Source organism: Pseudomonas sp. C8002 (genome assembly GCF_013385765.1).
Lineage (GTDB): Bacteria > Pseudomonadota > Gammaproteobacteria > Pseudomonadales > Pseudomonadaceae > Aquipseudomonas.
The window spans coordinates 772,276-796,742 of sequence record NZ_JACAPJ010000005.1 but is presented as its reverse complement, the minus strand read 5'-3'; the positions used below and the strand labels follow the sequence as shown (position 1 = coordinate 796,742).

19 protein-coding genes are annotated in these 24,467 nt (G+C 62.2%); 6 read left to right on the top strand and 13 right to left on the bottom strand.

The window, feature by feature from the left end; genetic code table 11:
- Positions 1-378: 378 nt before the first annotated feature.
- Positions 379-2,301 (top strand): esterase EstP, encoded by a 1,923-nt coding sequence (gene estP / locus HX814_RS10305; RefSeq protein ID WP_008434445.1) that lies wholly within the window; start codon positions 379-381, stop codon positions 2,299-2,301.
- 138 nt (positions 2,302-2,439) lie between these two features.
- Here the strand turns inward: estP and trpE are convergent, their stop codons facing one another.
- The 10 genes from trpE to HX814_RS10255 all read right to left on the bottom strand — a co-directional run bounded on the left by trpE (position 2,440) and on the right by HX814_RS10255 (position 14,662).
- Positions 2,440-3,921, bottom strand: a complete 1,482-nt coding sequence (trpE, locus tag HX814_RS10300; protein ID WP_003210962.1) for an anthranilate synthase component I — start codon at positions 3,919-3,921, stop codon at positions 2,440-2,442.
- A 68-nt stretch (positions 3,922-3,989) separates the two neighbouring features.
- Positions 3,990-4,808 carry a phosphoglycolate phosphatase gene (locus HX814_RS10295; protein WP_063026787.1) on the bottom strand — a complete coding sequence of 273 codons (819 nt, stop codon included), beginning with the start codon at positions 4,806-4,808 and terminating at the stop codon, positions 3,990-3,992.
- Positions 4,805-5,479: a ribulose-phosphate 3-epimerase gene (gene rpe / locus HX814_RS10290; protein WP_003210966.1), complete on the bottom strand. Its 675-nt coding sequence runs from the start codon at positions 5,477-5,479 to the stop codon at positions 4,805-4,807. Before rpe ends, HX814_RS10295 begins: the two co-directional genes overlap by 4 nt.
- An 83-nt stretch (positions 5,480-5,562) precedes the next feature.
- Positions 5,563-6,711: an iron-containing alcohol dehydrogenase gene (locus HX814_RS10285; RefSeq protein WP_003210968.1), complete on the bottom strand. Its 1,149-nt coding sequence runs from the start codon at positions 6,709-6,711 to the stop codon at positions 5,563-5,565.
- Positions 6,712-6,913: 202 nt separating this feature from the next.
- Positions 6,914-7,738, bottom strand: coding sequence for an ABC transporter permease (locus tag HX814_RS10280; RefSeq protein WP_003210970.1), 825 nt, complete (start codon positions 7,736-7,738; stop codon positions 6,914-6,916).
- 13 nt (positions 7,739-7,751) lie between these two features.
- Positions 7,752-8,984: an ABC transporter permease gene (locus HX814_RS10275; RefSeq protein ID WP_003210972.1), complete on the bottom strand. Its 1,233-nt coding sequence runs from the start codon at positions 8,982-8,984 to the stop codon at positions 7,752-7,754.
- A 212-nt stretch (positions 8,985-9,196) separates the two neighbouring features.
- Complete coding sequence (locus HX814_RS10270; RefSeq protein ID WP_003210973.1) at positions 9,197-10,237, bottom strand: ABC transporter substrate-binding protein; 1,041 nt, start codon at positions 10,235-10,237, stop codon at positions 9,197-9,199.
- A gap of 43 nt (positions 10,238-10,280) precedes the next feature.
- Complete coding sequence (locus tag HX814_RS10265; protein WP_003210974.1) at positions 10,281-11,393, bottom strand: ABC transporter ATP-binding protein; 1,113 nt, start codon at positions 11,391-11,393, stop codon at positions 10,281-10,283.
- 226 nt (positions 11,394-11,619) lie between these two features.
- Positions 11,620-12,249, bottom strand: a complete 630-nt coding sequence (locus HX814_RS10260; protein ID WP_003210977.1) for a response regulator transcription factor — start codon at positions 12,247-12,249, stop codon at positions 11,620-11,622.
- 25 nt (positions 12,250-12,274) lie between these two features.
- A complete protein-coding gene (locus tag HX814_RS10255; RefSeq protein WP_008434435.1) occupies positions 12,275-14,662 on the bottom strand; it encodes a PAS domain S-box protein in 2,388 nt (795 codons plus the stop codon).
- Positions 14,663-14,739: 77 nt separating this feature from the next.
- On the opposite strand from HX814_RS10255, the gene HX814_RS10250 reads away from it, so the two are divergent.
- Positions 14,740-15,714 carry an alpha/beta hydrolase family protein gene (locus HX814_RS10250; protein WP_003210980.1) on the top strand — a complete coding sequence of 325 codons (975 nt, stop codon included), beginning with the start codon at positions 14,740-14,742 and terminating at the stop codon, positions 15,712-15,714.
- A 165-nt stretch (positions 15,715-15,879) separates the two neighbouring features.
- On the opposite strand, the gene HX814_RS10245 is transcribed toward HX814_RS10250, so the two are convergent.
- Genes HX814_RS10245 through HX814_RS10235 form a run of 3 tightly spaced genes read right to left on the bottom strand, consistent with a single transcriptional unit; the run spans position 15,880 to position 18,339 of the window.
- Positions 15,880-16,647: a TerB family tellurite resistance protein gene (locus tag HX814_RS10245; RefSeq protein ID WP_102370013.1), complete on the bottom strand. Its 768-nt coding sequence runs from the start codon at positions 16,645-16,647 to the stop codon at positions 15,880-15,882.
- A gap of 1 nt (position 16,648) precedes the next feature.
- Positions 16,649-17,323: an N-acetylmuramate alpha-1-phosphate uridylyltransferase MurU gene (gene murU / locus HX814_RS10240; protein WP_003210984.1), complete on the bottom strand. Its 675-nt coding sequence runs from the start codon at positions 17,321-17,323 to the stop codon at positions 16,649-16,651.
- The gene (locus HX814_RS10235) at positions 17,320-18,339 is read right to left on the bottom strand and encodes an aminoglycoside phosphotransferase family protein (protein ID WP_177008794.1); all 1,020 of its coding nucleotides are present in this window, start codon (positions 18,337-18,339) and stop codon (positions 17,320-17,322) included. The genes murU and HX814_RS10235 overlap by 4 nt, the downstream gene beginning before the upstream one ends.
- A gap of 130 nt (positions 18,340-18,469) precedes the next feature.
- Between HX814_RS10235 and HX814_RS10230 the strand changes: the two genes are divergently transcribed.
- The 4 genes from HX814_RS10230 to rsmA are packed head-to-tail and all read left to right on the top strand — an operon-like array spanning position 18,470 to position 24,393.
- Complete coding sequence (locus HX814_RS10230) at positions 18,470-21,280, top strand: LPS-assembly protein LptD (protein ID WP_177008795.1); 2,811 nt, start codon at positions 18,470-18,472, stop codon at positions 21,278-21,280.
- Positions 21,261-22,598 carry a peptidylprolyl isomerase gene (locus tag HX814_RS10225; protein ID WP_003210991.1) on the top strand — a complete coding sequence of 446 codons (1,338 nt, stop codon included), beginning with the start codon at positions 21,261-21,263 and terminating at the stop codon, positions 22,596-22,598. The genes HX814_RS10230 and HX814_RS10225 overlap by 20 nt, the downstream gene beginning before the upstream one ends.
- On the top strand, positions 22,595-23,584 hold the full coding sequence (gene pdxA / locus HX814_RS10220) for a 4-hydroxythreonine-4-phosphate dehydrogenase PdxA (RefSeq protein ID WP_177008796.1): 990 nt from the start codon (positions 22,595-22,597) through the stop codon (positions 23,582-23,584). The genes HX814_RS10225 and pdxA overlap by 4 nt, the downstream gene beginning before the upstream one ends.
- A complete protein-coding gene (gene rsmA, locus HX814_RS10215; RefSeq protein WP_003210994.1) occupies positions 23,581-24,393 on the top strand; it encodes a 16S rRNA (adenine(1518)-N(6)/adenine(1519)-N(6))-dimethyltransferase RsmA in 813 nt (270 codons plus the stop codon). Before pdxA ends, rsmA begins: the two co-directional genes overlap by 4 nt.
- Positions 24,394-24,467 lie beyond the last annotated feature (74 nt).

Sequence of the window (24,467 nt, the reverse complement as noted above, 5' to 3'; positions counted from 1 at the left end):
ATGACGGCCTTCCAAGGGAGTGACCCGCTGCCAGACGCACTTTCCGGTTGCCGGGGTTGGCCGGCAAGGGGCGTTTAACAGAGGGTGAAGAAGGCAAATCGGTACAGGTCCGGCGGGGCCGGTAGAGAAAAGTTAGGCGCGCCAACGCCAACGGGCGTGTGCCTTGACTACTCGCATCAAGAGTTTGCTGATGATCAACACGGAGAGGGTCTCATTCATACGTTCAGGCACAGTAACGTAGCCTCGCCAACGGTGCAATATCGAGCCGCAAATACGGGGGAAACTGCCCGACTGATAATTGGCGTCAAACTTTTCAGAACCCTTCCAAGGGCGCTACAGTCACAGTGCTGACAAAAAAACAAAATCATGGACGGACTCATGACCAAGATGCCCTATTTCACCCCCATCGTCGGCTGCCTCTTGGCGCTGGCATGCTCGCAAGCCTTCGCCGCGCCCTCGCCTTATTCGACGATGGTCGTTTTCGGTGACAGCCTGGCCGACGCCGGTACATTTGCCGACCCTGGCGCACCGGGCTCAACCTATCGCTTCACCAACCGCACCGGCCCGCAATACTTCGACGGCAGCGGCGAAAGCACATCGCTGATCTCCTCGACGTTATTGGGCGGCAAGCTGGGTGTTGCCCCGGGCGACCTGAATGCCTCGACCTCGCCGGAGCGCGCCGCGCTGGGCCAGCCAGACGGCAATAACTGGGCCGTCGGCGGCTACACCACCCAACAGATCTACGATGCCATCACCGGTAACTCCACCGTCACCGACAGCGACACCGGGCAGGTATTGCGTACACGTCCCGGATACCTGGCATCAACGGGGGGCCGAGCCGACCCCAACGCCTTGTACTTTCTCTCCGGCGGCGGCAATGACTTCCTCGACGGCCTGGTCCTCAGCCCCGACCAGGCCTCGGCCGCAGCCGGGCGCCTGGCCGACAGCGCCCAGGCGCTGCAACAGGCTGGCGCCCGTTATGTAATGGTATGGATGCTGCCGGACCTGGGCCTGACACCTGCCGTCAATGGCACCCCGCTCCAAGGGGCCGTCAGCACCCTGGCCGGCGCATTCAACCAGACCCTGGTACAGCGCCTGTCGCAAATCGATGCGCAGATCATCCCGCTGAACATTCCGTTGCTGCTCAAGGAAACCTTTGCCGATCCCGGGCGTTTTGGTTTTGCCACCGACCAGAACCTCAACCAGACGTGCTTCAGCGGCACCACCTGCAGGAATCCGGTGTATGGCGTCGGCGGCACCAATCCGGACCCGACCAAGCTGATTTACAACGACACCGTGCACCCGACCGAGGCCGGCCAGGTACTGATCGCCGACTACGCGTATTCGCTGCTGGCAGCCCCCTGGGAAATCACCCTGCTTCCGGAAATGGCCCAAGGCACCTTGCGCGCCCATCAGGATTCATTGCGCAACCAATGGCAAGCCGACTCCCGTAGCTGGCAGGCCGTGGGCCAATGGCGGGCGATCGTCGACGCTGGCGGCCAGCACCTGGACTTCGATGATCAGAACAGCTCGGCCAGCGGTGACGGCAGCGGCTATAACCTGAACATCGGTGGCAGCTACAGGCTCAATGACGAGTGGCGCGTGGGTGTGGCAGCAGGCTTCTATCGCCAGAGTCTTGAGGCCGGCGCCAGCGATTCGGACTACAAGCTCAACAGCTACCTGGGCACCGCGTTCGCCCAGTATCAGGAAGATCACTGGTGGGCCGACGCCGCATTGACCGGCGGCAAACTGGACTTCGACAACCTCAAGCGCAAGTTCGCCCTGGGCATCAGCGAAGGCACCGAGAAAGGCGACACCGACGGCTGGCTATGGGCATTGAGCGCACGGGTTGGGTATGACATCGCCGAGCCGAACAGCGAATGGCACTTCTCGCCCTTTATCAGCGCTGACTATTCGCGGGTCGAGGTGAATGGTTACTCGGAGAAAGATGCCCGGTCCACCGCGCTGACCTTTGATGACCAACAGCGCGACTCCAAGCGTTTGGGAATCGGATTACAAGCCAACTACCGCTTCACCCCGCAAACCCTGGTGTTTGGCGAAGTGGCCCACGAGCACGAGTTTGAAAACGATACGCAGCGAGTGGGCATGTCCCTCAACAGCGTGCCGGGGATTGATTTCAAACTGGACGGCTACACGCCACGCAGCAATTCGGATCGCTTGAACCTGGGGATTACCCACAAGGTGACCAAGGACCTGGCGCTGAACGCGGCCTATAACGTGAGAAAGGATGACAACTTTACCCAGCAAGGGCTGAGTGTCGGGGTGAGTCTGGATTTCTGACTCGGACTTGAAACTGACAAATACCAAATGTGGGAGCGGGCTTGCTCGCGAAAGCGGTGCGACAGTCGCCTTATATATCGACTGATACACCGCCTTCGCGAGCAAGCCCGCTCCCACATTTTTGATCTACGTCTGACTTCAGTCCTGCGGGGTCTGCTCAGCCAACGCCACCGCGCGGAACATCGCCCGGCGCTTGTTCAGCGTCTCTTCCCATTCCAGGGCCGGTACCGAGTCGGCCACGATCCCGCCGCCCGCCTGCACATGCAGTTCGCCGTCCTTGATCACCGCCGTACGGATCGCGATCGCAGTGTCCATATTGCCGTTCCAGGCGAAATACCCCACCGCGCCGCCATACACACCCCGCTTCACCGGCTCCAGTTCGTCGATGATTTCCATCGCGCGAATCTTCGGTGCGCCGGACAAGGTGCCCGCCGGCAGGATCGCCCGCAGTGCATCCATCGCCGTCAACCCGGCCTTCAGCTCGCCGGTGACGTTGGACACGATGTGCATCACGTTGGAGTAACGCTCGATCACCATCTTCTCGGTGAGCTTCACCGAACCGATCTCCGAGACACGCCCGGTGTCGTTGCGGCCCAGGTCGATCAGCATCAAGTGCTCGGCGATTTCCTTGTCGTCGCTCAACAGGTCCTGTTCCAGCGCCAGGTCCGCCTCTTCGGTCGCACCGCGAGGGCGCGTGCCGGCAATCGGGCGCACGGTGATCAGGTTGTCTTCAACCCGCACCAGCACTTCCGGCGAACTGCCCACGACGTGGAAGTCGCCAAAGTTGAAGAAGTACATGTACGGCGTCGGGTTGAAACAGCGCAGCGCCCGGTACAAATCAATCGGCGCGGCCTTGAAGTCGATGGACATGCGTTGCGACGGCACCACCTGCATGCAGTCACCGGCAAGGATATATTCCTTGATGGTATCGACCGCACGCTCGTAGTCATCCTGGGTAAAGCTGGAGCGGAACACCGGGTCAGCCGCCGGTGGACGGCTGAGGTCCAGGCCGCGACGCGGGGTGATCGGCTGGCGCAGTTTTTCCAGCAGCGCTTCCAGGCTCGCCTGGCCTTGCTCGAACGCATCGGCCTGGGAAGGATCGGCCAACACGATCGCGTGCATCTTGCCCGCGAGGTTGTCGAACACCACCACCGCGTCGGAAACCATCAGCAGAATGTCCGGCACGCCCAACGGATCGGGGTTCGGGGATTTGCCCAGGCGTTTTTCCACGTAGCGCACGCAGTCGTAGCCGAAGTAACCCACCAGGCCGCCGTTGAAGCGCGGCAGGCCGGCGATGGTCGGCACGTTGTAGCGCGCCTTGAATTCCTCGACGAAGGCCAGCGGGTCTTCCACATCGTGACTTTCGATCTCGACGCCGTCCAGGGTGATGCTCACATGGTGATCATGTACCCGCAGCACCGTGCGGCACGGCAGGCCGATGATCGAATAACGGCCCCATTTCTCGCCGCCCTGCACCGACTCCAGCAGATAGGAGTTGGGCTCGTCGGCCAGTTTCAGGTAGATCGACAGCGGGGTGTCGAAGTCGGCCAGGGTTTCGCAGGCCATGGGGATACGGTTGTAGCCGGCAGCGGCCAAACGCAGGAATTCTTCGCGGATCATGAGGTGCCTCGTGGCTTGAGGGTCTAACGGTCAGGTGTGCAAACGTGCCGCAGCGCGGCGAGGATCAGTCAGGCGCGCCAACGCCAGCGGGCCAGGGCCTTGATGACTTTCATCCAGAGTTTGCGAGTGACCACCACGATGGGATTTCCAGAAGGGGATGGAACAGCGTCGGGCAACGTTATCTCAGCGCCCGTTCCCAAGCAACCGGGGATTAACAGGCGCAGGTCATCAATCACCAGCGCCGGGGATTCTTCGGCAATCGGCCGGCCATGGTTGTAGCCGTAACTCAAGGCCACGCACTTGACCCCCGCCGCTTTCGCCGCCAGCACATCACTGCGCGAATCGCCGACAAACAGCGATTGGGACGCCGGGATATTGGCCATTTTCATCACGAAGAACAGCGCGGCCGGGTCGGGCTTCTTCTGCGGCAAGGTATCGCCGCCGATGATCCAGCGGAAATACCGGCCGATCTTCATCTGGTCCAACAGCGGCGCGACGAAACGCTCCGGCTTGTTGGTGATCAGGGCCATTTCCACGCCCTGCTTGTGCAGCCACTTCAGGGTGTCGCGCACGCCGGGATAAACCACGGTCAGTTCGTGGCCGTTTTCGTAGGCCACGTTGAACAGCTCAAGCGCATGCTCGGCTTCCACCTCATCGACACCCTCGGCCTCGATGTTGTTGGCCAAGGCCCGACGCACCAGCATCTGCGCGCCATTGCCGACCCACTCGCGCACCGACTCGATACCCGCCGGCTTGCGCCCCAGCTTGAGCAGCATCTGGTCCACCGCCGCGGCCAGGTCCGGCACTGAATCGATCAACGTACCGTCCAGATCGAACATCACCAGCCGTGGCAGCTTGCCGGGGAACAGTTGCTCAAAGCCACTCATGGACGCGCCAGCGCCAGTTCTGCACGCATCTTGGCGATCACTTCCTGATAGTCCGGGGCATTGAAGATTGCCGAACCGGCCACAAAGGTGTCGGCACCGGCCGCGGCGATTTCGCGGATGTTGTTGACGTTGACGCCACCGTCGATCTCCAGGCGGATATCACGGCCCGACGCATCGATCAGCGCCCGCGCTTCACGCAGTTTGTTGAGGGTGCCGGGGATGAACTTCTGCCCGCCGAAGCCCGGGTTGACGCTCATCAGCAACACCATGTCGACTTTGTCCATCACGTACTCAAGCACGCTCAGCGGAGTGGCCGGGTTGAACACTAGGCCCGCCTTGCAACCGCCCTCGCGGATCAGTTGCAGGGTGCGGTCCACGTGCAACGTGGCTTCCGGGTGGAAGGTGATGTAGGTCGCGCCGGCTTCGATGAAGTCACCGACGATGCGGTCCACCGGGCTGACCATCAAGTGCGCATCGATAGGCGCGGTCACGCCGTATTTACGCAGGGCGGCACAGACCATCGGACCAATGGTCAGGTTCGGCACATAGTGGTTGTCCATGACATCGAAGTGAACGAAGTCGGCACCGGCGGCCAACACCTTGTCCACTTCCTCGCCCAGGCGGGCGAAGTCGGCGGAGAGAATCGATGGAGCAATGACGAAGGGCTGCATGACGCACCTTTTTGAGCTAAATCACGATGGCGCGCATTGTATACCTCATGCTTTGCCGCGCGCACCGTGACCTCGCTCAATGGTTAATAAGCTGCCCGGTAGATTTTCTCGATATCAGCGGCGCTGAGCTTGCGCGGATTGTTGCGCATCAGCCGCTCGATCCCCGCCGCTTCTACCGCCATGGCCGGGATCGCATCTTCAGGCACACCGAAGCTGCGCAGGCCGGACGGAATCTCGACTGCGGCACACAGTCGCGTCATCGCATCGACGGCCTGGTCGGCGGCATCCACCGCACTCAAACCCGTGATATTCACGCCCATGGCCTCGGCTATCTCCTGCATGCGCTCCACACACGCCAGCTTGTTCCAGTGCATCACGTAGGGCAGCAGCAAGGCGTTGCTTACGCCGTGGGCGATGTTGAAACGCCCGCCCAACGGGTAGGCCAACGCATGCACCGCGCCCACGCCGGCATTCCCGAACGCCATCCCGGCCATCAGGCTGGCGGTGGCCATGTCGTCCCGGGCCTCAAGGTTGGCGGGGTTGGCGTAGGCCTTGGGCAGCGCCTTGGCAATCAGTTTGATCGCCCCGATGGCCAGTGCATCGGTGATCGGCGAGGCATTCAGCGACAGGTAGGATTCGATGGCGTGCACCAATGCGTCCACCCCACTGGCGGCGGTGACGCTGCGCGGGCAAGTCAGGGTCATCTGCGGGCTGATCAGGGCCACATCCGGCAGCAGGTAATCACTGACGATGCCTTTTTTCAGTTGCGCGACCTTGTCCGACAGAATCGCCACGTTGGTCACCTCCGAACCGGTGCCGGCGGTGGTGGGAATCGCGATCAGCGGCGGGCCTTTGCGCGGCACCTGGTCCACGCCGAACAGGTCGGCCAGGGCGCCGTGGTAACCGGCGTAGGCCGCCACGCTCTTGGCGATGTCGATGGCACTGCCGCCGCCGACGCCGATCAGGCCGTCATGCCCGCCTTCGCGGTAGACGCGCATGCAGTCCTCGACGATGGCGATTTCCGGGTCGGGCAGCACGCGGTCGAAAATCTCGTAGGTCCGTTCGCCCAGGTGTTCCAGCGCCAGCGCCACGGTGCCGGACTTGACCAGTGCCGCATCGGTGACAATCAGCGGGTTGTCGACATCCAGCCGCGTCAGCTCGGCGGCCAGTTGCTCGATGGCGCCTGGGCCGGTGAGCAGTTTGTGGGCGATCTTGAATGAGGAAGTACTCATGTGCGCGGCCTCTTATCAGTTATGGGCTGGCACAAGATTAGCTGACTTGGGCTGGTTGTCTTGCATTCAGCTGCTGAATAGACACAAACCCAATGTGGGAGCGGGCTTGCTCGCGAAGGCGGTAGGCCAGTCGATATCTCCGTTGACTGACACACCGCCTTCGCGAGCAAGCCCGCTCCCACATTTTGATCTCTGTTTGGCTTTAGACCTGGGCCGTACGCAGTTTCTCGCTGCGCCCGCGCAGCCATTCCAGGGTCAGCAACAGCACCACCGAGAAGGCGATCAGCAAGGTCGCCGCCGCCGCAATCGTCGGGCTGAGGTTTTCACGGATGCCGCTGAACATCTGTCGGGGCAACGTTGCCTGCTCGGGCCCGGCGAGGAACAGCGTCACCACCACTTCATCGAACGAGGTGGCAAAGGCGAACAGCGCCCCGGAGATCACCCCCGGGGCAATCAATGGCAAGGTCACCCGACGAAACGCCGTCAGCGGTGACGCGCCCAGGCTGGCCGCCGCCCGCACCAGGTTATGGTTGAACCCCTGCAAGGTCGCCGACACGGTGATGATCACAAACGGCACGCCCAGCACCGCGTGCACCACGATCAGCGAGAAGAAGCTGTTGCCCAGGCCCAGCGGCGCGAAGAACAGGTAACTGGCCACACCGATAATCACCACGGGCACTACCATCGGCGAAATCACCAGGGCCATCACCAGCGCCTTGCCGGGAAAGTGCCCCCGGGTCAGGCCAATCGCCGCCAGCGTGCCGAACACCATCGCCAGCACTGTAGCCGCCGGAGCCACGATGATGCTGTTCTTCAGGGCGCGCATCCATTCCGCCGAACCGAAGAAATCCTGGTACCAGTGCAGCGAGAAACCTTGCAGCGGGTAGACCAGGAAACTTCCACTGTTGAACGACAGCGGGATGATCACCAGCACCGGCAAGATCAGGAACAACAGGATCAGGCCGCAGAGGATCCGCAAGCTGTAGAACCAGACCCGTTCCACGGGCGACATATAAGGGCTCAGCATCGCAACGGTCTCCTTAGCTCAGGCGCAGGCGGCTGGCGCCCACCAGCCAGTTGTAGATCAGGTACAGCACCACGGTGGCCAGCAGCAACAAGCCGCCCAAGGCCGTGGCCATGCCCCAGTTGATGCTGGTGTTGGTGTAGAAGGCCACGAAGTAGCTGACCATCTGGTCGTTCGGGCTGCCCAGCAAGGCCGGGGTGATGTAGTAGCCAATCGCCAAAATGAACACCAACAAGCAGCCGGCACCAACGCCTGCGTAGGTCTGCGGGAAGTACACGCGCCAGAAGCTGGCGAATGGGTGGCAGCCCAGGGAAATCGCCGCCCGCATGTAGGTGGGCGAGATGCCCTTCATCACGCTGTAGATCGGCAAGATCATGAAGGGCAGCAGAATGTGCACCATGGAGATGTAGACGCCGAGCCGGTTGAACACCAGTTCCACCGGTTTATCGATCAGGCCCATGCCCATCAGCGCGCTGTTGATCAAGCCGCCGGACTGCAGCAACACGATCCAGGCCGCCACGCGCACCAGCACCGAGGTCCAGAACGGCAGCAGCACCAGGATCATCAGCAAATTGCTTTGCCGCGCCGGCAAGTTGGCCAGCAGGTAAGCCAACGGATAGGCCAGCAGCAGGCAGCACACGGTGATGACCAGGCCCATCCAGAACGTACGGGCGAAGATATCGAGGTAGATCGCCTGGTCCGGGGTGGCCGGGGCGATTTCGCCGAGGTCGTCGATGCGGTGATCGACGGCGGCCAGCAAGTAGTATGGCGTGAGGCTGCTGGTGTTGCGCCGGATCGCCTGCCAGTACGCCGGGTCGCCCCAGCGTTCGTCGAGGTTTTCCAGCGCTTCTTTATAGGAGGCAGGCGCTTCGGTGAACGGCAGCGCCCGCGCGGTTTTTGTCAGCAGGCTGCGATAGCCCGCCAGCTCCATGTTCAAGCGTTTGGAGAGGTCGCCCAGGGTCGAGTTTTTCCGGGCTTCGCCCAGGTCCTCGCTGATGGCTTGATACACCGGCTCGCCCGGCAAGCCACGACCGTCCCAGGCCGTCACCGCCACCACCGTGCGCGGCAGGCCGCCCACCACTTCCGGGTTGCCGACGCTTTTGTAGAGCAGCGCCACAATCGGTACCAGGAACACCAGCAGCAAAAACACCACCAATGGCGCGATCAGGGCCTGGGCCTTCCAGCGGTTGAGCCGCTCGGCACGCGCCAGGCGCTGTTTCAGGGTGGGGCTGGGAATGGCGAGGGCCATGGCGAACTCCGGATCGTAAAAAAGAATGCAGACCTGTGAAGGCCCACACCTGTGGCGAGGGGGCTTGTCCCCCGTTGGGCTGCGCAGCAGCCCCAGTAAAGCCACTGTGGTTTATTAGACTGACCGCGGTGGCTGGTTTTGGGGCCGCTTCGCAGCCCAACGGGGGACAAGCCCCCTCGCCACAAAAAGCCCATCCACCCTGGGTGCGGTGGTTACTTGGCAGCCCAGGAATTGAAGCGCTGCTCCAATTGCTCACCGTTATCCGCCCAGAAGCTCACGTCGATCTGCACCTGGTTGGCGATGTTTTCCGGGGTAGTCGGCATATCCTTCAGGATGTCCTTCGCCAGCAACGGTACCGCCTGGGTATTGGCCGGGCCGTAGGCGATGTTTTCCGAATAGGTCTTCTGCTGCTGCGGCTGCACCGAGAAGGCGATGAACTTCTTCGCCGCGTCAGCACGGTCTTTCGCCAGGCCTTTTGGAATGGCCCAGGCGTCGAAATCGTAGATCCCGCCGTTCCACACCACTTTCAAATTGCTTTCTTTCTGCACGGCAGCGATCCGGCCGTTGTAGGCAGAACTCATCACCACATCGCCAGAAGCGAGGTACTGCGGCGGTTGGGCGCCCGCTTCCCACCACTGGATATACGGCTTGAGCTCATCGAGCTTCTTGAACGCACGGTCCTGGCCATCTTTGCCGGCCAGCACCTTGTACACATCCTTCGGCGCCACACCGTCAGCCATCAAGGCGAATTCCAGGGTGTACTTGGCGCCCTTGCGCAGGCCGCGTTTGCCCGGGAATTTCTTGGTGTCCCAGAAATCGGCCCAGCCGCCTGGCGGTGCTTTCAGTTTGTCGGCGTTGTAGGCCAGCACCGTGGACCACACGAAGAAACCCACGCCGCACGGCTGGATCGCGCCCTTCACGTAGTCGCCCGGGTTGCCGAACAGTTTCGGGTCCAGGGGCTCGAACATGTCTTCGTCACAGCCACGGGACAGTTCCGGCGACTCCACTTCCACCAGGTCCCAGGACACGCTCTTGGTGTCGACCATGGCCTTGACCTTGGCCATTTCACCGTTGTATTCACCGGCGACGATCTTGCCGTTGCCCGCGCTTTCCCACGGTGCATAGAAGGCCTTGACCTGCGCCGCCTTGTTCGCGCCACCAAAGGACACCACCGTCAAATCAGGGCCTGCCATGGCCTGTGTCGCGCCCATCAAGCTCAGAGCCAGGGCGGAATATTTCAGGGATCTCAACATTGTTGTTCTCTCCACGTGCGAGGTTGGTGAAGCAAGGGGGCGATCAATTCGCCTCTAGAAGTGGGTCGAGTGCGCGAACGTGCTCGACTTGCCAGCCAATCGGTACCACGTCGCCGACCGCCAGGGCTGTATCCAGCTCGGCGATCGGTTGTTTCACAAAAAAATCGGTCTTGCCGCAGACTTCCAGGCGCACCCGCACGTGGTCGCCCAGGTAGATGAACTCGGCCACGCGCCCGGAGAATCGGTTGACGCAGCTTTCACTGGAGCCATTCAGGCTGACGCGCTCGGGGCGCACCGACAGGGTCACCGGGCCGCCGACCTGGCCGACGTTCACCGCCAGCGCCTCGACCTTTTCGCCGCGCGCCAGTTCGACCACGCAGCGGTCGCCGGTGTGGCTGTGCAGGCGGCCATTGAGGCGGTTGTTCTCGCCGATGAAGTTGGCGACGAAGGTGTTTTTCGGTTCTTCGTACAAGGTGCGCGGGGCAGCGATCTGCTGGATCTCGCCCTGATGGAACACCGCCACCCGGTCGGACATGGTCAGTGCTTCGCCCTGGTCGTGGGTCACGTACACCACCGTCACGCCGAGGCGCTGGTGCAGGTGCTTGATCTCCATCTGCATGTGTTCGCGCAGTTGCTTGTCGAGGGCGCCGAGGGGTTCGTCCATCAGCACCAGCTGTGGCTCGAACACCAGCGCCCGGGCCAGGGCCACCCGCTGCTGCTGGCCACCGGAGAGTTGCGCCGGGTAGCGCTGGGCGAAGGCATCGAGCTGGACCATGCTCAGTACACGCTTGACCCGCTCGCTGATGTCGGTCTTGCTCAGGCCGCGTACAGAGAGCGGAAACGCCAGGTTCTCGGAGACGGTCATGTGCGGGAACAGCGCGTAGTTCTGGAACACCATGCCGATGTCGCGCTTGTGGGGCGGCACGTTGTTGATGGAGCGGCCGGCCAGCTGGATCTCGCCGGCGGTGGGGGTTTCGAAACCGGCGAGCATCATCAGGCTGGTGGTCTTGCCAGACCCGGACGGCCCGAGCAGGGTCAGGAACTCGCCCTTGCGAATCTCCAGGTTGAGGTCTTTGACGATCAGGTTCTCGCCGTCGTAGCTCTTCTGCACGCCACGAAAGCTGACCAGCACATCATTTGAATCCACCTCGCTCATACCCGCACCTTTTTGTTTTGGACTGCCGTGGAACAAGCGTAGTCCCAGGGCAAGGCCGCGCAAATCGGGGGCCCGGAGAGATTGGCATCAGCAGGATGGAAGGTTTGGGGTAGGGATTGCCCTACACGGATGGCGGGGATAGAACAGAGCAGTTACAAACCCCACGCTACGAGCAGCAAGACCGGGCTGCGCGACGCTCGGCAGGTAGTCGCAAACAGGTATGCCGCTATAGGAGTTTGTGCTCCATGGCGTACTTCACCAGTTCCGCCAGGGAGGTGATATTGAGCTTTTGCATCAGGCGCGCCTTGTGGGTACTGATGGTTTTGCTGCTCAACGCCAACTGCTGGGCGATGTCGTTGACGTTGGCGCCCTGGGCCAGGCGCTCGAATACCGAGAACTCGCGCTCCGACAACAACGAGTGCAATGGGCGGGAATCGGTGAGGCCGACTTCGAAGACCATGCGGTCGGCCAGGTCCGGGTCGATGTACCGCCCGCCCGCCGCGACCTTGCGGATCGCGGTCAGCAGCAGCGCCGGGTCACTGTCCTTGGTGGCATAGCCGGCGGCACCGACCTTCAGCGCACGGGCGGCCATTTGCGCTTCGTCGTGCATCGACAGCACCAGGATCGCCGGGGGATTGTTCAGCGCACGGATCCGCGGGATGGCTTCCAGGCCGTTGACGCCAGGCATCGAGATGTCCAGCAACACCACCTCGCAGGGCACGTGGCGCAGGGTCTCCAGCAACTGCTCGCCATTGCTCGCCTCGCCCACCACCAGCAGGTCCTTGGCCAGGCCGATCAGTTGCTTGATGCCTTCGCGAACGATGGTGTGGTCTTCAGCTACCAGTACACGGATCACTGTGGATGTCCTCTTCTTTTGGTTATCAATCCAGCGGCACCGTCACACTCAGGGTGGTGCCTTCGCCCAATGCGCTGTCCAGGCTCAACTGCCCGCCCATGATCAGCACCCGCTCGCGCATGCCCACCAGGCCAAACGATACCGGGCGCCCGGGAGCCTGGACGAAACCTGCACCGTCGTCGCTGATGGTCAGGCGCAAGTGCGCGCCCTCCACCACCAGCGTCAGCTCGACAGTATGCGCCTGGGCATGGCGCATCACATTGGTCAGTGCCTCTTGCAGGATGCGGAACAGGCCGATGGCCTTGGCGTCGCTCAGCGCCGGCAGATTATCCGGCACCTGCACCAGGCACGGAATCTGCGTGCGGGCCTCGAAACGCCGGGCCTGCCATTCGATTGCCGAGGCAATCCCGGCGTCGAGAATCGGCGGGCGCAGGGCAGTAGCCACGTCGCGCACCAGTTGGAACAGTTGGGCGATCAGGCGCTTCATGCTGTTCAGCCGCTCGTGCAGGCCAGGATCCAGTTGGGCGTAGGTCAGCTCGCACATCGAGGTTTCCAGCTTGAGCACGGTGAGCATCTGTCCCAACTCGTCGTGCACTTCCCGGGCGATGCGGGCCTTCTCTTCCTCGCGCACGGTTTCCAGGTGGGCCGACAATTCCCGCAATTGCGCGCGGGAGGCGTCCAGCTCCAGCTCGATGCGTTTGCTCTCGCTGATGTCCCAGACAATTCCGTCCCAGACCACGGCGCCGTCTTCCAGGCGTCGGGTCACGGCCTTGATATCGGCCCAGCGCTGCTCGCCCAGGCGAGTCAGGATGCGGCCCTGCCAGGCCCAGTTGCTCTCGGTCTCGATGGCCTGGTCCTGGGTGCGGTGATAACTGGCGCGGTCGTCGGGATGCACCAGGCTGCGAATGCCCATGGCCGGATGGCTGAGCACTTCCGGCGCGTAACCCACCAGGCCCTCGCTGCCCTGGCTGATGTAGGCGAACTCGATCGCCTCGCTGCGCGGCAAGCGCTCCAGGCGAAACACCAGCCCCGGCACATTGGCGGCGATCCCTTGCAGCCGCGCCTCACTTTCCTGCAAGGCCGCGAGGGCCCGGCGACGCTCGGTGACATCGTTGAGGTAGACCACCAGGTATTCGCCGTCGGCAAAGCGCAGGAAACTCAGGGACACATCGGCTGGCAATACGCTGCCATCGGCGCGCAGGCAATTGGTGGCAAAACTCTGTGGCCCGTCTTCGCTGGCCCGGGCGCGCTTCCACAGGTTGAGCCAGCGGTCCATGGTCAGCGTCGGGTCGAATTCGATCAGCGGGCGTTCGATCAGGGCGCCGGGGGCGTAGCCGAGCATGGTTTCCGCCGCCTGATTGGCGTAGCGCACATGGCTGTCCCAATTGACCCAGAGGATACCGACGGTGCTTTGGTCGATGGAGAACTGGGTCAGGCGCAAGGCTTCGGCACCGGCGGCGCGGGCGGCGCTTTCTTCGCGGGCGGCCAGCAGATTATGCTCCAGGCCGCGTTGCTGGCGGCGCTGCCAGAACACCACGGCCAGGCTGGCGAGCAATAGCAGGCCCAGCAGCAACGTGAGGTTTTGCCAGAAGCCGGGGGACTCGGTCACCCGTGGGTATTTGGGCTGCAGCCAGCGGCTGTGCAATTGGTCCAGATCACGAGCGGGAATCGCGCGCAAGCCGCTTTGCATGATATCGGCCAGCTCGGGCCAGTCGCGCCGCGTGGCCACCCGCAGCAATTGCGGCAGGCCGATATCGCCGACCACGGCAAGGCCGGCGAACTCGGTTTCGCCCGACAACCGGCTCAATTGCGCCTCATCCACCACCGCATACCGCGCCTGCTGGCTCACCAGCAATTGCAGGGCCTGGCGCTCCATGGGCACGCCTTGCAGGTTGAGGCTCGGGTAGGTGCTGCGCAGGTAATCCGCCACTGCGCTGGGCATGCGCACGGCGACGCGGGATTGGTCGTCGAGTTTCTCCAGGTCGACTGCGGTGCTGCCATCACGAACCCCGACAATGTGCTGGGGCACCCGCATATACGGATCGGAGAACAACCACAGGCGCAGGCCGGCCGGGGTTTGCAGCAGGCCGGGGGCAAGGTCGACCTCGCCGTCACGCACCGCCGCCTCCAGTTGCTCCTGATTGGGAAAGTTGCGCCAGGTCAGTTCGATATTCAGCGCCTTGGCCAGCCACTGCATCAATTCGACGTTGGCCCCGGACAGCCGCTGCAAGCGCCGATCGTATTGGGCATAAGGCGCCTGTAACACCAGCCCGACCCGCAGGTCGGGATGCTGTTCGAGCCATTCGCGCTGGCCGGCATCGAGCTGCGCCTGGTGAGTGGCAGGCGCAGGCACGGCGCCCGCAATCAAGGGAAAGCATATACAGCCGATAACCAGCAGGTAGCGAAAACCCATGATCCACGTCTCATATCACTGACAAATACTGACCAACCCATTAGGCTGCCGGAATCACTTCTGGCCGGAAATCAACCATGCCACTTTCCCACCGCTCGGCACTGCCAGCATTGTGCCTGTCGCTGCTGTTTACCAGCGCCTTTTGTGTCGAGGCCGCCGACACTCCCGCTCCCGCCCCGGAAAAACCGGTGGTGCGCCAGCCCTTGCCGGAGCGCAGCCAGGAAGAAGCCAACGCCCTGGAACGACAAATCCCGCAGCAGGAACAACAACAGTTGCAGGCGGGCAGCGATTCTTTCCTGGCTTTGTGGAAGCCGGCCAACAGCGGTGAGCCTGAAGGCGTGGTGATTATCGTCCCGGGCAACGGCGAAAGTGCTGACTGGCCTCAAGCAATCGCGCCGTTGCGCAAGAAATTGCCGGACGCTTCCTGGGGCACCCTGAGCTTGTCGCTGCCGGACCTGACCCTGGACACCTTGCCACCCCGCGTCATCGAATCGCCCAAGGCGACCGTGGAGACCAGCAGCAAAGACGCCAGCACCGTCGCCAAACCCGTGGAGCAAGCCGCCAGCGCCGAAGCGGAAGGCACTGACCCGGCCGTGGTTCCCGGCACCGATGAACAAGACAAGACCGACGCCACGCGAATCTTCGCGCGCATTGACGCCGCCCTCGCCTTCGCCCAGACCCAGAATGCCCGCAGCGTCGTATTGCTCGGCCACGGCACCGGCGCCTGGTGGGCCGCGCGTTACCTGAGTGAAAAACAACCGGCGCAGGTGCAGAAATTTGTCATGGTGGCCGCGCAGACCCCGGCGGGCCGTGCCCCGGACCTGCAACAGCTGGCACCGAAACTGAAGCTGGCCACGGCAGACTTTTTCTACCAGGACAACGCCCAGGCACGCAAAGCGGCCCAGGAACGTTCCCAGGCCAGCAAGCGTTTGAAGAATGACAGCTACAAGCAGGTGTCGTTGAAGGCCTTCCCCGATAACAGCCAGGCCGGACAAGAGCAGCTGTACCGGCGGATTCGCGGGTGGCTGAGCCCGCAAAATCCCGGAGACTGATCGTAAATCTCAAAAACACTGGAGAACAAAATGTGGGAGCGGGCTTGCTCGCGAATGCGGTGAGTCAGTCACTGCATCTGTTACTGATCCACCGCATTCGCGAGCAAGTCCGCTCCCACAATTGATCCGGTTTACACCATAAAAAAGCAGCGCCTGATGATTCTGTTAGCGAAAGTCTCGTCTTTCGCGAATCAGCGCGTAGGCGTTGTGCAGCTCGCGGGTGCGCTCGGTCGCCTCGCGCACTTGTGCGGGGCTGGCGCCACTGCCGGCAATCTTGTCCGGGTGGTGCCGGCTCAGCAGGCGCCGGTAAGCGCGCTTGATCACCGAAGGTTCGGTGGTCGACGTCACCCCCAGAATCCGCAACGCCTCCTGATAAGCCCCGCCACGATTGGCCAACGGCTTGCGCTCCGGCTCATAGTCAGCCGCCAGCGCCTGGATCTGCTGGACCGTCCAACCCAGCCATTTGCCCCATTGTTCAATCAACTCGCGCTCGGCCGTACTGGCCTTGCCGTCCGCCCAGGCCATGCGCCAACAGGCACGCAGCACACCTTCCGCCGCATGGGGCTGGGCCTTGAGCACGCCCAGGTAACTGCGTACCCGGTCCGAGCCGGACTTGCCGCGATTGAACGCGGCAATCGCACGGCGCTGGGCCGGCTCGGCCATGTCCAGCGAGCGCATTTCCTGGCGCGCCTGCTGGATATGCCCGTCCACTACCCGGCCGTTGCTCTTGGCCAGGCGGCCGAGCAACACGAACAGCAACTCGTCATTGCGCAGCGCCGGCCGCCCGCCAAGGCGCTCGCGTAACTGGGCCCAGCTTTGCAGTTCCAGGCGCCGGTCCAGCGCCTGGCCCAGCAGTGCGCCCAACATGGCCCCCGGAATGCTGGCAATGGCAAAGCCCGCCCCGGCTCCAATCAGAGTCCCTGGCCACAACATCCTAGTGCCCCGCTGTCAGCAGGGTTTCGACTTGCGCCAGGCGCTCCAGCGTCCCGACATCGATCCAGCGTCCGTTCATGTGTTCCCCCGTCACCAACCCTTTCGCCATGGCGTCACGCAACAGCGGCGCCAGCTTGAAGGCACCCGCACTGCAACCCGCGAACAGCTGGGGGTGGAGTACGGAAATGCCACTGAAGGTCAGGTTATCGGCACCGGCGGCGGCATCATGAAGCGCGCCGTCCTTCAGGTAGAAATCACCACCGGACGGATGGTGCGGCGGGTTGTCGACCATCACCAGGTGGGCCAGCCCATCCAGCGGCTGGTGGAGGCTGGCGAAGTCGTAGTCGGTCCAGATGTCGCCATTGACCACCAGGAACGGTTCGTCCCCCAGCAGCGGCAAGGCCTTGAAGATCCCGCCGCCGGTTTCCAGCGGCTCGCCTTCGGCCGAGTACTGGATGCGTACGCCGTACTGCGAGCCATCGCCCAGATAGCCTTCGATCTGCTGGCCGAGCCACGCATGGTTGATGACGATATCGGTAAAGCCCGCTTTCGCCAGCGCCTCAAGGTGGTACTCGATCAGACGCTTGCCGCCGGCCTGGATCAGCGGCTTGGGCGTGTGCAAGGTCAGCGGGCGCATCCGCTCACCTTTGCCGGCGGCCAGGATCATGGCCTTCATACCCCCGCCTCGACGCGCAGGCTCGCCAACAGTTCACCCAGTTCGCTCAACTCTGGCCGGTCCGCGAGCACCGCCTCTATATAAGCAAAGAAGCGCGGCACGTCCGCGAGGTAGCGCGGCTTGCCATCGCGGTGGCAGATGCGCGCAAAGATGCCGATCACCTTGAGGTGACGCTGCACGCCCATCAGGTCGCTGGCCCGCAGGAACTCCTCGAAGTCCGCCTGCACCGGGATACCCAGCGCGCCGGCGCGCTGCCAGTAACCGCGCTGCCATTCCCGCACGCGGGCCTGCGGCCAACTGAGAAAGGCGTCCTTGAACAGGCACGTGATGTCGTAGGTCACCGGGCCGTAGACTGCGTCCTGGAAGTCCAGCACGCCGGGATTCGGCTCGCTGATCATCAGGTTGCGCGGCATATAGTCGCGATGCACCAGGACCTTGGGCTGGGCCAGGGCGCTGTCGATCAGGTGTTCGCTGACGCGTTGCCACAGGCCAAGCTGCCGGGCGTCGAACTCGATGCCCAGCTCCCGGCGAACGTACCATTCAGGAAACAATTCCAGCTCCCGACGCAACAGCGCGACGTCATAACTGGGCAACGGGGCTTCCATCGGCAATTGCTGGAAAGCCAGCAATGCGTCGATGGCATCGGCGAACAATTGATCGGCATTTTCAGCCGTAATCACGTCCAGATAAGTTTTTTTCCCCAGGTCGTTCAGCAAAAGAAAGCCGCGAAGCAGATCTTGCGCATAAATTTTCGGAACATTTATTCCCGATTGACCGAGTAAATGAGCGATATCGACGAAAGGTTTGCAGTTTTCCTGGGGGGGTGGAGCGTCCATCACGACAAAACTGCGACCTCCTCCCTCCCACCGGAAGTAACGCCTGAAACTCGCGTCACTGCTGGCCGCAGTCAACGTGGCCGGGGGTACGACACCCCAGCCCTGGGTGGTAAAGAGGCCTGGCAATTGCTCATCAAGCCAGACTTTCAGCTGTTGCAAACGTAGATCTTGGTCGGGCATTACAAGGGTCTCCGACGGCGCTAGCCGTCAAGCGGGTCATGCTTTATTATCACGCATCTTTTTCAGACCATCGAGAGGCGTGCGGCCCACACCGCGGGCAGATGGCACGCAGGAAGCCCGGACTAATAAGATGGCATTGAAATCCCCCGCGTTTCGTAGAAAATTTCCGTTGCTGGTAACCGGCAGTCTGCTGGCCATGCAACCTTTCGCCACCTCATTCGTGGTCGCCGCGGAACAGTATGACTGCTCAGTCTCTGCTTCGGGTGCCTGGGATTGCGCGCCGAAAACGGCCGCAGCCCCGCTGCCACCGCGCCCGGTGCATGACGGCAGTGCCGTCAGCTCTGCCAGTGGCACGCCGCAAGGCGAGTCTGGGGGCACCGCCGAGGCCGTGCCGCAGACTGCTCTGGTCACCGAAGCCAAGGGCCGCGGCCTGCGTTCGCGCAGCGCCGACTACAGCCACCTGGACTGGGTCCCTCGCGAGAAGCTCACCGCCGCACAACTGGCCGAAACCGGCCCGTACTGCTCCGGCGCGTACATCGAGCCGATCCGTCCTGGCATGAACGACAAGACGAACAAGAGCGACGCGCCGACCTTCATCGGCGCCAAGGTTTCTCGTTACGAGCAGGAACAACAAGTTGCTTCCCTGGCCGGTGACGTCGTCATGCGCCAGGGCAGCATGCAGGTCGAGGCCGACGAGGCCAACCTGTACCAGGCCGAGAACCGTGGCGAGCTGAACGGCAACGTCCGTCTGCGCGACAACGGTGCCCTGCTGGTGGGCGACCACGCTGAAGTCCAGCTGGACACCGGCGCCGCCAAGGTCGACAACGCCGAATACGTGATGCACAAATCGCGCATCCGCGGTAACGCCCTGTACGCCAAGCGTGCCGAAAACGCGATCATCCGTCTCAAGGACGGTACGTACACCACCTGCGAGCCGAACAGCAACGCCTGGCAGCTCAAGGGCAACAACATCACGCTCAACCCGGCCACCGGTTTCGGTACCGCGACCAACGTGACGTTGCGGGTCAAGGACATTCCGATCCTTTACACCCCGTATATCTATTTCCCGATCGACAACCGTCGTCAATCCGGCTTCCTGCCGCCGAGCTTCAGCACCGGTGGCGAGACTGGCTTCACGCTGGTTACGCCGTACTACTTCAACCTGGCGCCAAACTACGACGCCACGTTGTACCCGCAATACATGACCAAGCGCGGCCTGTTGATGGAAGGCGAATTCCGCTACCTCACCAAGTCCAGCGAAGGCCAGTTCGGCGGCGCGTACCTGAACGACGACAGCAGCGAGCGTAAAGGCCAGACCGACTACGAAAAAGATCGCTACATGATCAACTGGCAGCACAAGGGCGGGCTGGACTCGCGTGTACTGACCCAGGTCGACTACACCAACATCAGCGACCCTTATTACTTCCAGGATCTGAAGTCCTATCAGGAAGGGATCAAGAGCCAGGACTACGTGAACCAGCAAGGTTCGGTGACCTATCGCGGTGATACCTTCCAGGCGAAGCTGAACCTGCAGGCGTACCAGCTGGCAACGATCTCCCAGATCACGCCGTATGACCGCTTGCCACAGATCACCTTCAACGGCACGCTGCCGTACCATCCAGGCGGGGTGAACTTCACCTACGAGACCGAAGCCGTACGCTTTGATCGGGACTTGGAGAACGGAAGCTTCACGGATGAAAACGGGCTCGTATCGCCGCGGCTCGACACCTACGTAACCGGCCTGACCCGTGCAAACGGTACTCGCCTGAACGTTGCGCCGGCAGTCGACTACCCGATGAACTGGACCTACGGTTTTATTACGCCAAAGTTGAAGTACGTCTATACCAAGTACGATCTTGATTTGGACAGCATCGGCAAGAACCAGATTATCGCAGCGCAAGCCGCGTCAACTGCAGCCAACCCTTATGCCGGTGGCACCTTCAAAAGCTCGCAAGACCGTGCAATTCCGATTGCCAGCATCGACAGCGGCCTGTACTTCGACCGCAACACCAACTTGTTCGGCAAAGACTACCGCCAAACTCTGGAGCCTCGTGCGTACTACCTGTATGTACCGAACAAGGACCAGGGCGATATCCCGGTATTCGACAGCGGTGAGTACTCGTTCAGCTACGCGTCGCTGTTCCGTGACAACCGCTTCAGCGGTACTGACCGCATCGGCGACGAGAACAAACTGTCCCTGGGCGTGACAAGCCGCTGGATCGAAGAAAACGGCTTCGAACGCCAACGCGTCAGCATCGGCGAGGCCGTGTACTTCAAGAACCGCGAAGTTCAACTGCCGGGCATCCTGGCCTCGGACCGTGCGGACGCACAGTCTGATGTTTCGCCAATCGCCCTGGACTACGAGTTCCGCTTCAACCGTGACTGGCGCGCCACTGCCGATTACAACTGGGACCCGGAAAGCCACAGCCCACGCTCCGGCAGCGCGATGTTCCACTATCAGCCGGAAGACAACCCGAACAAGGTTATCAACGTCGGCTACCGCTATCGCAACGACCAGGTGGTGTACAACCAGCTGACCGGCAAATGGCAGTTTGGTGGCGACTACGGGCAGCCAGGCGACCCGAACTTCGTGAAGGATTACTACAAAATCCAGCAACACGACTTCTCGATGATGTGGCCGATCGTTCCGCAGTGGAACCTGATCACCCGCTGGCAGTATGACTATGCCCGCAACCGTACCCTGGAGGCCTTCGGTGGTTTCGAGTACGACAACTGCTGCTGGAAACTGCGCGTCATCAACCGTTACTGGGTTTCCAACGACGAATACAGCCAGATCGCCCCGCTGAACGAAAAGGGTGACCACGGGCTCTTCTTCCAAGTTGTCCTCAAAGGACTCGGCGGCCTGACCGGCGCCAAGGTAGAGAGCTTCCTCGACAAAGGCATTGAAGGTTATCGTGAACGTGAAGACCAAGCTTTCTGATTGTCTGCGCCCGCTGATGCTGGGCGCGCTGTTCCTGGGTACCGCCGCAGCTCACGCTGCGGTTCAACCGCTGGACAAGGTAGTGGCCATCGTCGATAACGACGTGATCATGCAGAGCCAACTGGACCAACGGGTCAAGGAAGTTCAGCAAACCATCGCCAAGCGTGGCGGCGGCGTACCGCCGACCAGCGTGCTGGACCAGCAGGTGCTCGAGCGCCTGATCGTTGAAAACCTGCAACTGCAGATCGGCGATCGCTCCGGTATCCGTATCAGCGACGAAGAATTGAACCAGGCTGTCGGCACCATCGCCCAGCGCAACAACATGAGTGTTGATCAGTTCCGCGCAGCCCTGGCTCACGACGGCCTGTCCTATGAGGACGCCCGTGACCAGATTCGCCGGGAAATGATCATCAGCCGTGTACGTCAGCGTCGCGTGGCCGAACGGATTCAGGTGTCCGAGCAGGAAGTGAAGAACTTCCTCGCCTCCGACCTTGGCAAGATGCAGCTTTCCGAAGAACTGCACCTGGCCAACATCCTGGTGCCTACGCCAGACAGCGCCAACGCTGAACAGCTCAATGCTGCCGCAGCGAAAACCCAGGCTATCTATGACCGTCTCAAGCAAGGTGCCGACTTTGCCCAGATGGCCATTGCCCAGTCCGGCAGCGACAACGCCCTCGAAGGCGGTGACATGGGCTGGCGTAAAGCCGCGCAACTGCCACCACCGTTCGACCGCGAGCTGAGTGCCATGGAAGTCGGTGGCATCACCCAGCCTGCCCGTACGCCTGGCGGTTTCATCATCCTCAAGTTGCTCGGCAAGCGCGGTGGCGAAGAAGCGCAGATGAAGGACGAAGTTCACGTTCGTCACATCCTGGTCAAGCCAAGCGAGATCCGTACCGAAGCCCAAACCAAGGAACTGGCCCAGAAGCTCTATGACCGCATCGAAGCGGGCGAAGACTTCGGCGAATTGGCGAAGAGCTATTCCGAAGACCCGGGTTCGGCGCTTAACGGCGGCGATCTGAACTGGATCGATCCGAAGGCACTGGTTCCAGAGTTCCAGGACGTCATGGCCAAGACCCCGCAAGGCGTTCTGTCCAAGCCGTTCAAGACCCAATACGGCTGGCATGTGCTGGAAGTCCTTGGCCGTCGCGCCACTGACAACACCACTCAGGCCCGCGAGCAGCAAGCCCTGACCGTACTGCGTAACCGCAAATACGACGAAGAGCTGCAAACCTGGTTGCGTCAGATCCGTGACGAAGCCTACGTAGAGAACAAGCTTCCTGGTGCCGACCAAACAGGCACCGACCAGGCAGCCCAGTGACACCCAAGCGTTTCGCACTGACACCCGGCGAGCCGGCCGGCATTGGTCCTGACCTGTGCCTGCTGCTCGCCTCGCCCCCCCAGCCACACCCCCTGATTGCCATTACCAGCCGCGACCTGCTCATTGAGCGGGCCGCGCAGCTGGGTGTGGTTGTCGATCTGCTGCCGGTGGGCCCGGGCAACTGGCCTGATCTGCCGGCACCGGCCAACAGCCTGTACGTATGGGATACCCCGCTGGCGACCAAGGTCGTGGCCGGGCAACTGGACAAGGCCAACGCTGCCTTCGTCCTGGAAACCCTGACCCGTGCCGGCCAGGGCTGCATCGACGGGGATTTTGCCGGGATGATCACCGCCCCGGTACACAAGGGTGTGATCAACGAATCAGGCATCGCCTTTTCCGGTCATACCGAATTCCTCGCTGAGCTGACCCATACCGAACAAGTGGTGATGATGCTGGCAACGGGCGACCTGCGGGTGGCGCTGGTGACCACTCACCTGCCCCTGCGCGAGATTGCCGACGCCATTACCCCCGAGCGACTGGAGCGTGTGACACGCATCCTGCACGCCGACCTGCAACAGAAGTTCGGCATCGCCCAACCACGCATCCTGGTCTGTGGGCTCAACCCCCACGCCGGTGAAGGTGGCCACCTGGGCCATGAAGAAATCGACATCATCGAACCAACCCTGGAGCGTCTGCGCCTTGAAGGCATGGACCTGCGCGGCCCATTGCCTGCCGACACTCTGTTTACCCCCAAATATCTGGAGCACTGCGACGCAGTGCTGGCGATGTACCATGACCAGGGCCTGCCCGTGCTGAAGTACAAAGGCTTCGGCGCCGCGGTCAACGTGACACTGGGCCTGCCGATCATCCGCACCTCCGTCGACCATGGCACCGCCCTGGACCTCGCAGGCAGCGGCAAGATCGATACCGGCAGCCTGCACGTGGCCCTGGAAACCGCCTATCAGATGGCCGAGACCCGTATATGACCGAGCATTACCAACACCGGGCGCGCAAGCGTTTCGGGCAAAACTTCCTGCACGACGCTGGCGTGATCGATCGCATCCTGCGTTCCATCCATGCCAAGCCCGAAGACCGCCTGCTGGAAATCGGCCCGGGCCAGGGCGCCCTGACCCAAGGCCTGCTGAAAAGCGGCGGCCAGCTGGACGTGGTTGAGTTGGACAAGGACCTGATCCCGATCCTCAACCAGCAGTTCGCCGGCATGCCCAATTTCAACCTGCACCAGGGTGATGCGCTGAAGTTCGACTTCACCAGCCTCAATGCAGCGCCCAACAGCCTGCGGGTGGTCGGCAACCTGCCATACAACATCTCCACCCCGCTGATTTTTCACCTGCTGAACAACGCCGGCATCATCCGCGACATGCACTTCATGCTGCAAAAGGAAGTGGTCGAGCGCCTGGCAGCGGGTCCTGGAGGCGGTGACTGGGGTCGCCTGTCGATCATGGTTCAGTACCATTGCCGCGTAGAGCACCTGTTCAACGTCGGACCTGGCGCGTTCAACCCCCCGCCGAAAGTCGACTCCGCCATCGTGCGCCTGGTGCCTCACGCGGTGTTGCCACACCCGGCCAAAGATCACAAGTTGCTGGAGCGCGTGGTGCGCGAAGCCTTCAACCAGCGCCGCAAGACCTTGCGCAATACGCTGAAGGCTTTGCTCAGCAACGCTGAAATCGAGGCCGCCGGCGTCGACGGCAGCCTGCGCCCCGAGCAGTTGGACCTGGCCGCCTTCGTGCGCCTGGCTGACCAGCTCGCCATTCAGCCTGCGCCAGTGGCTGAATAAATAGTAGGAGCCGGCTTGCCGGCGATGGCGCACTCACGATCGCCATCGCTGGCAAGCCAGCGCCTACGGGCCTA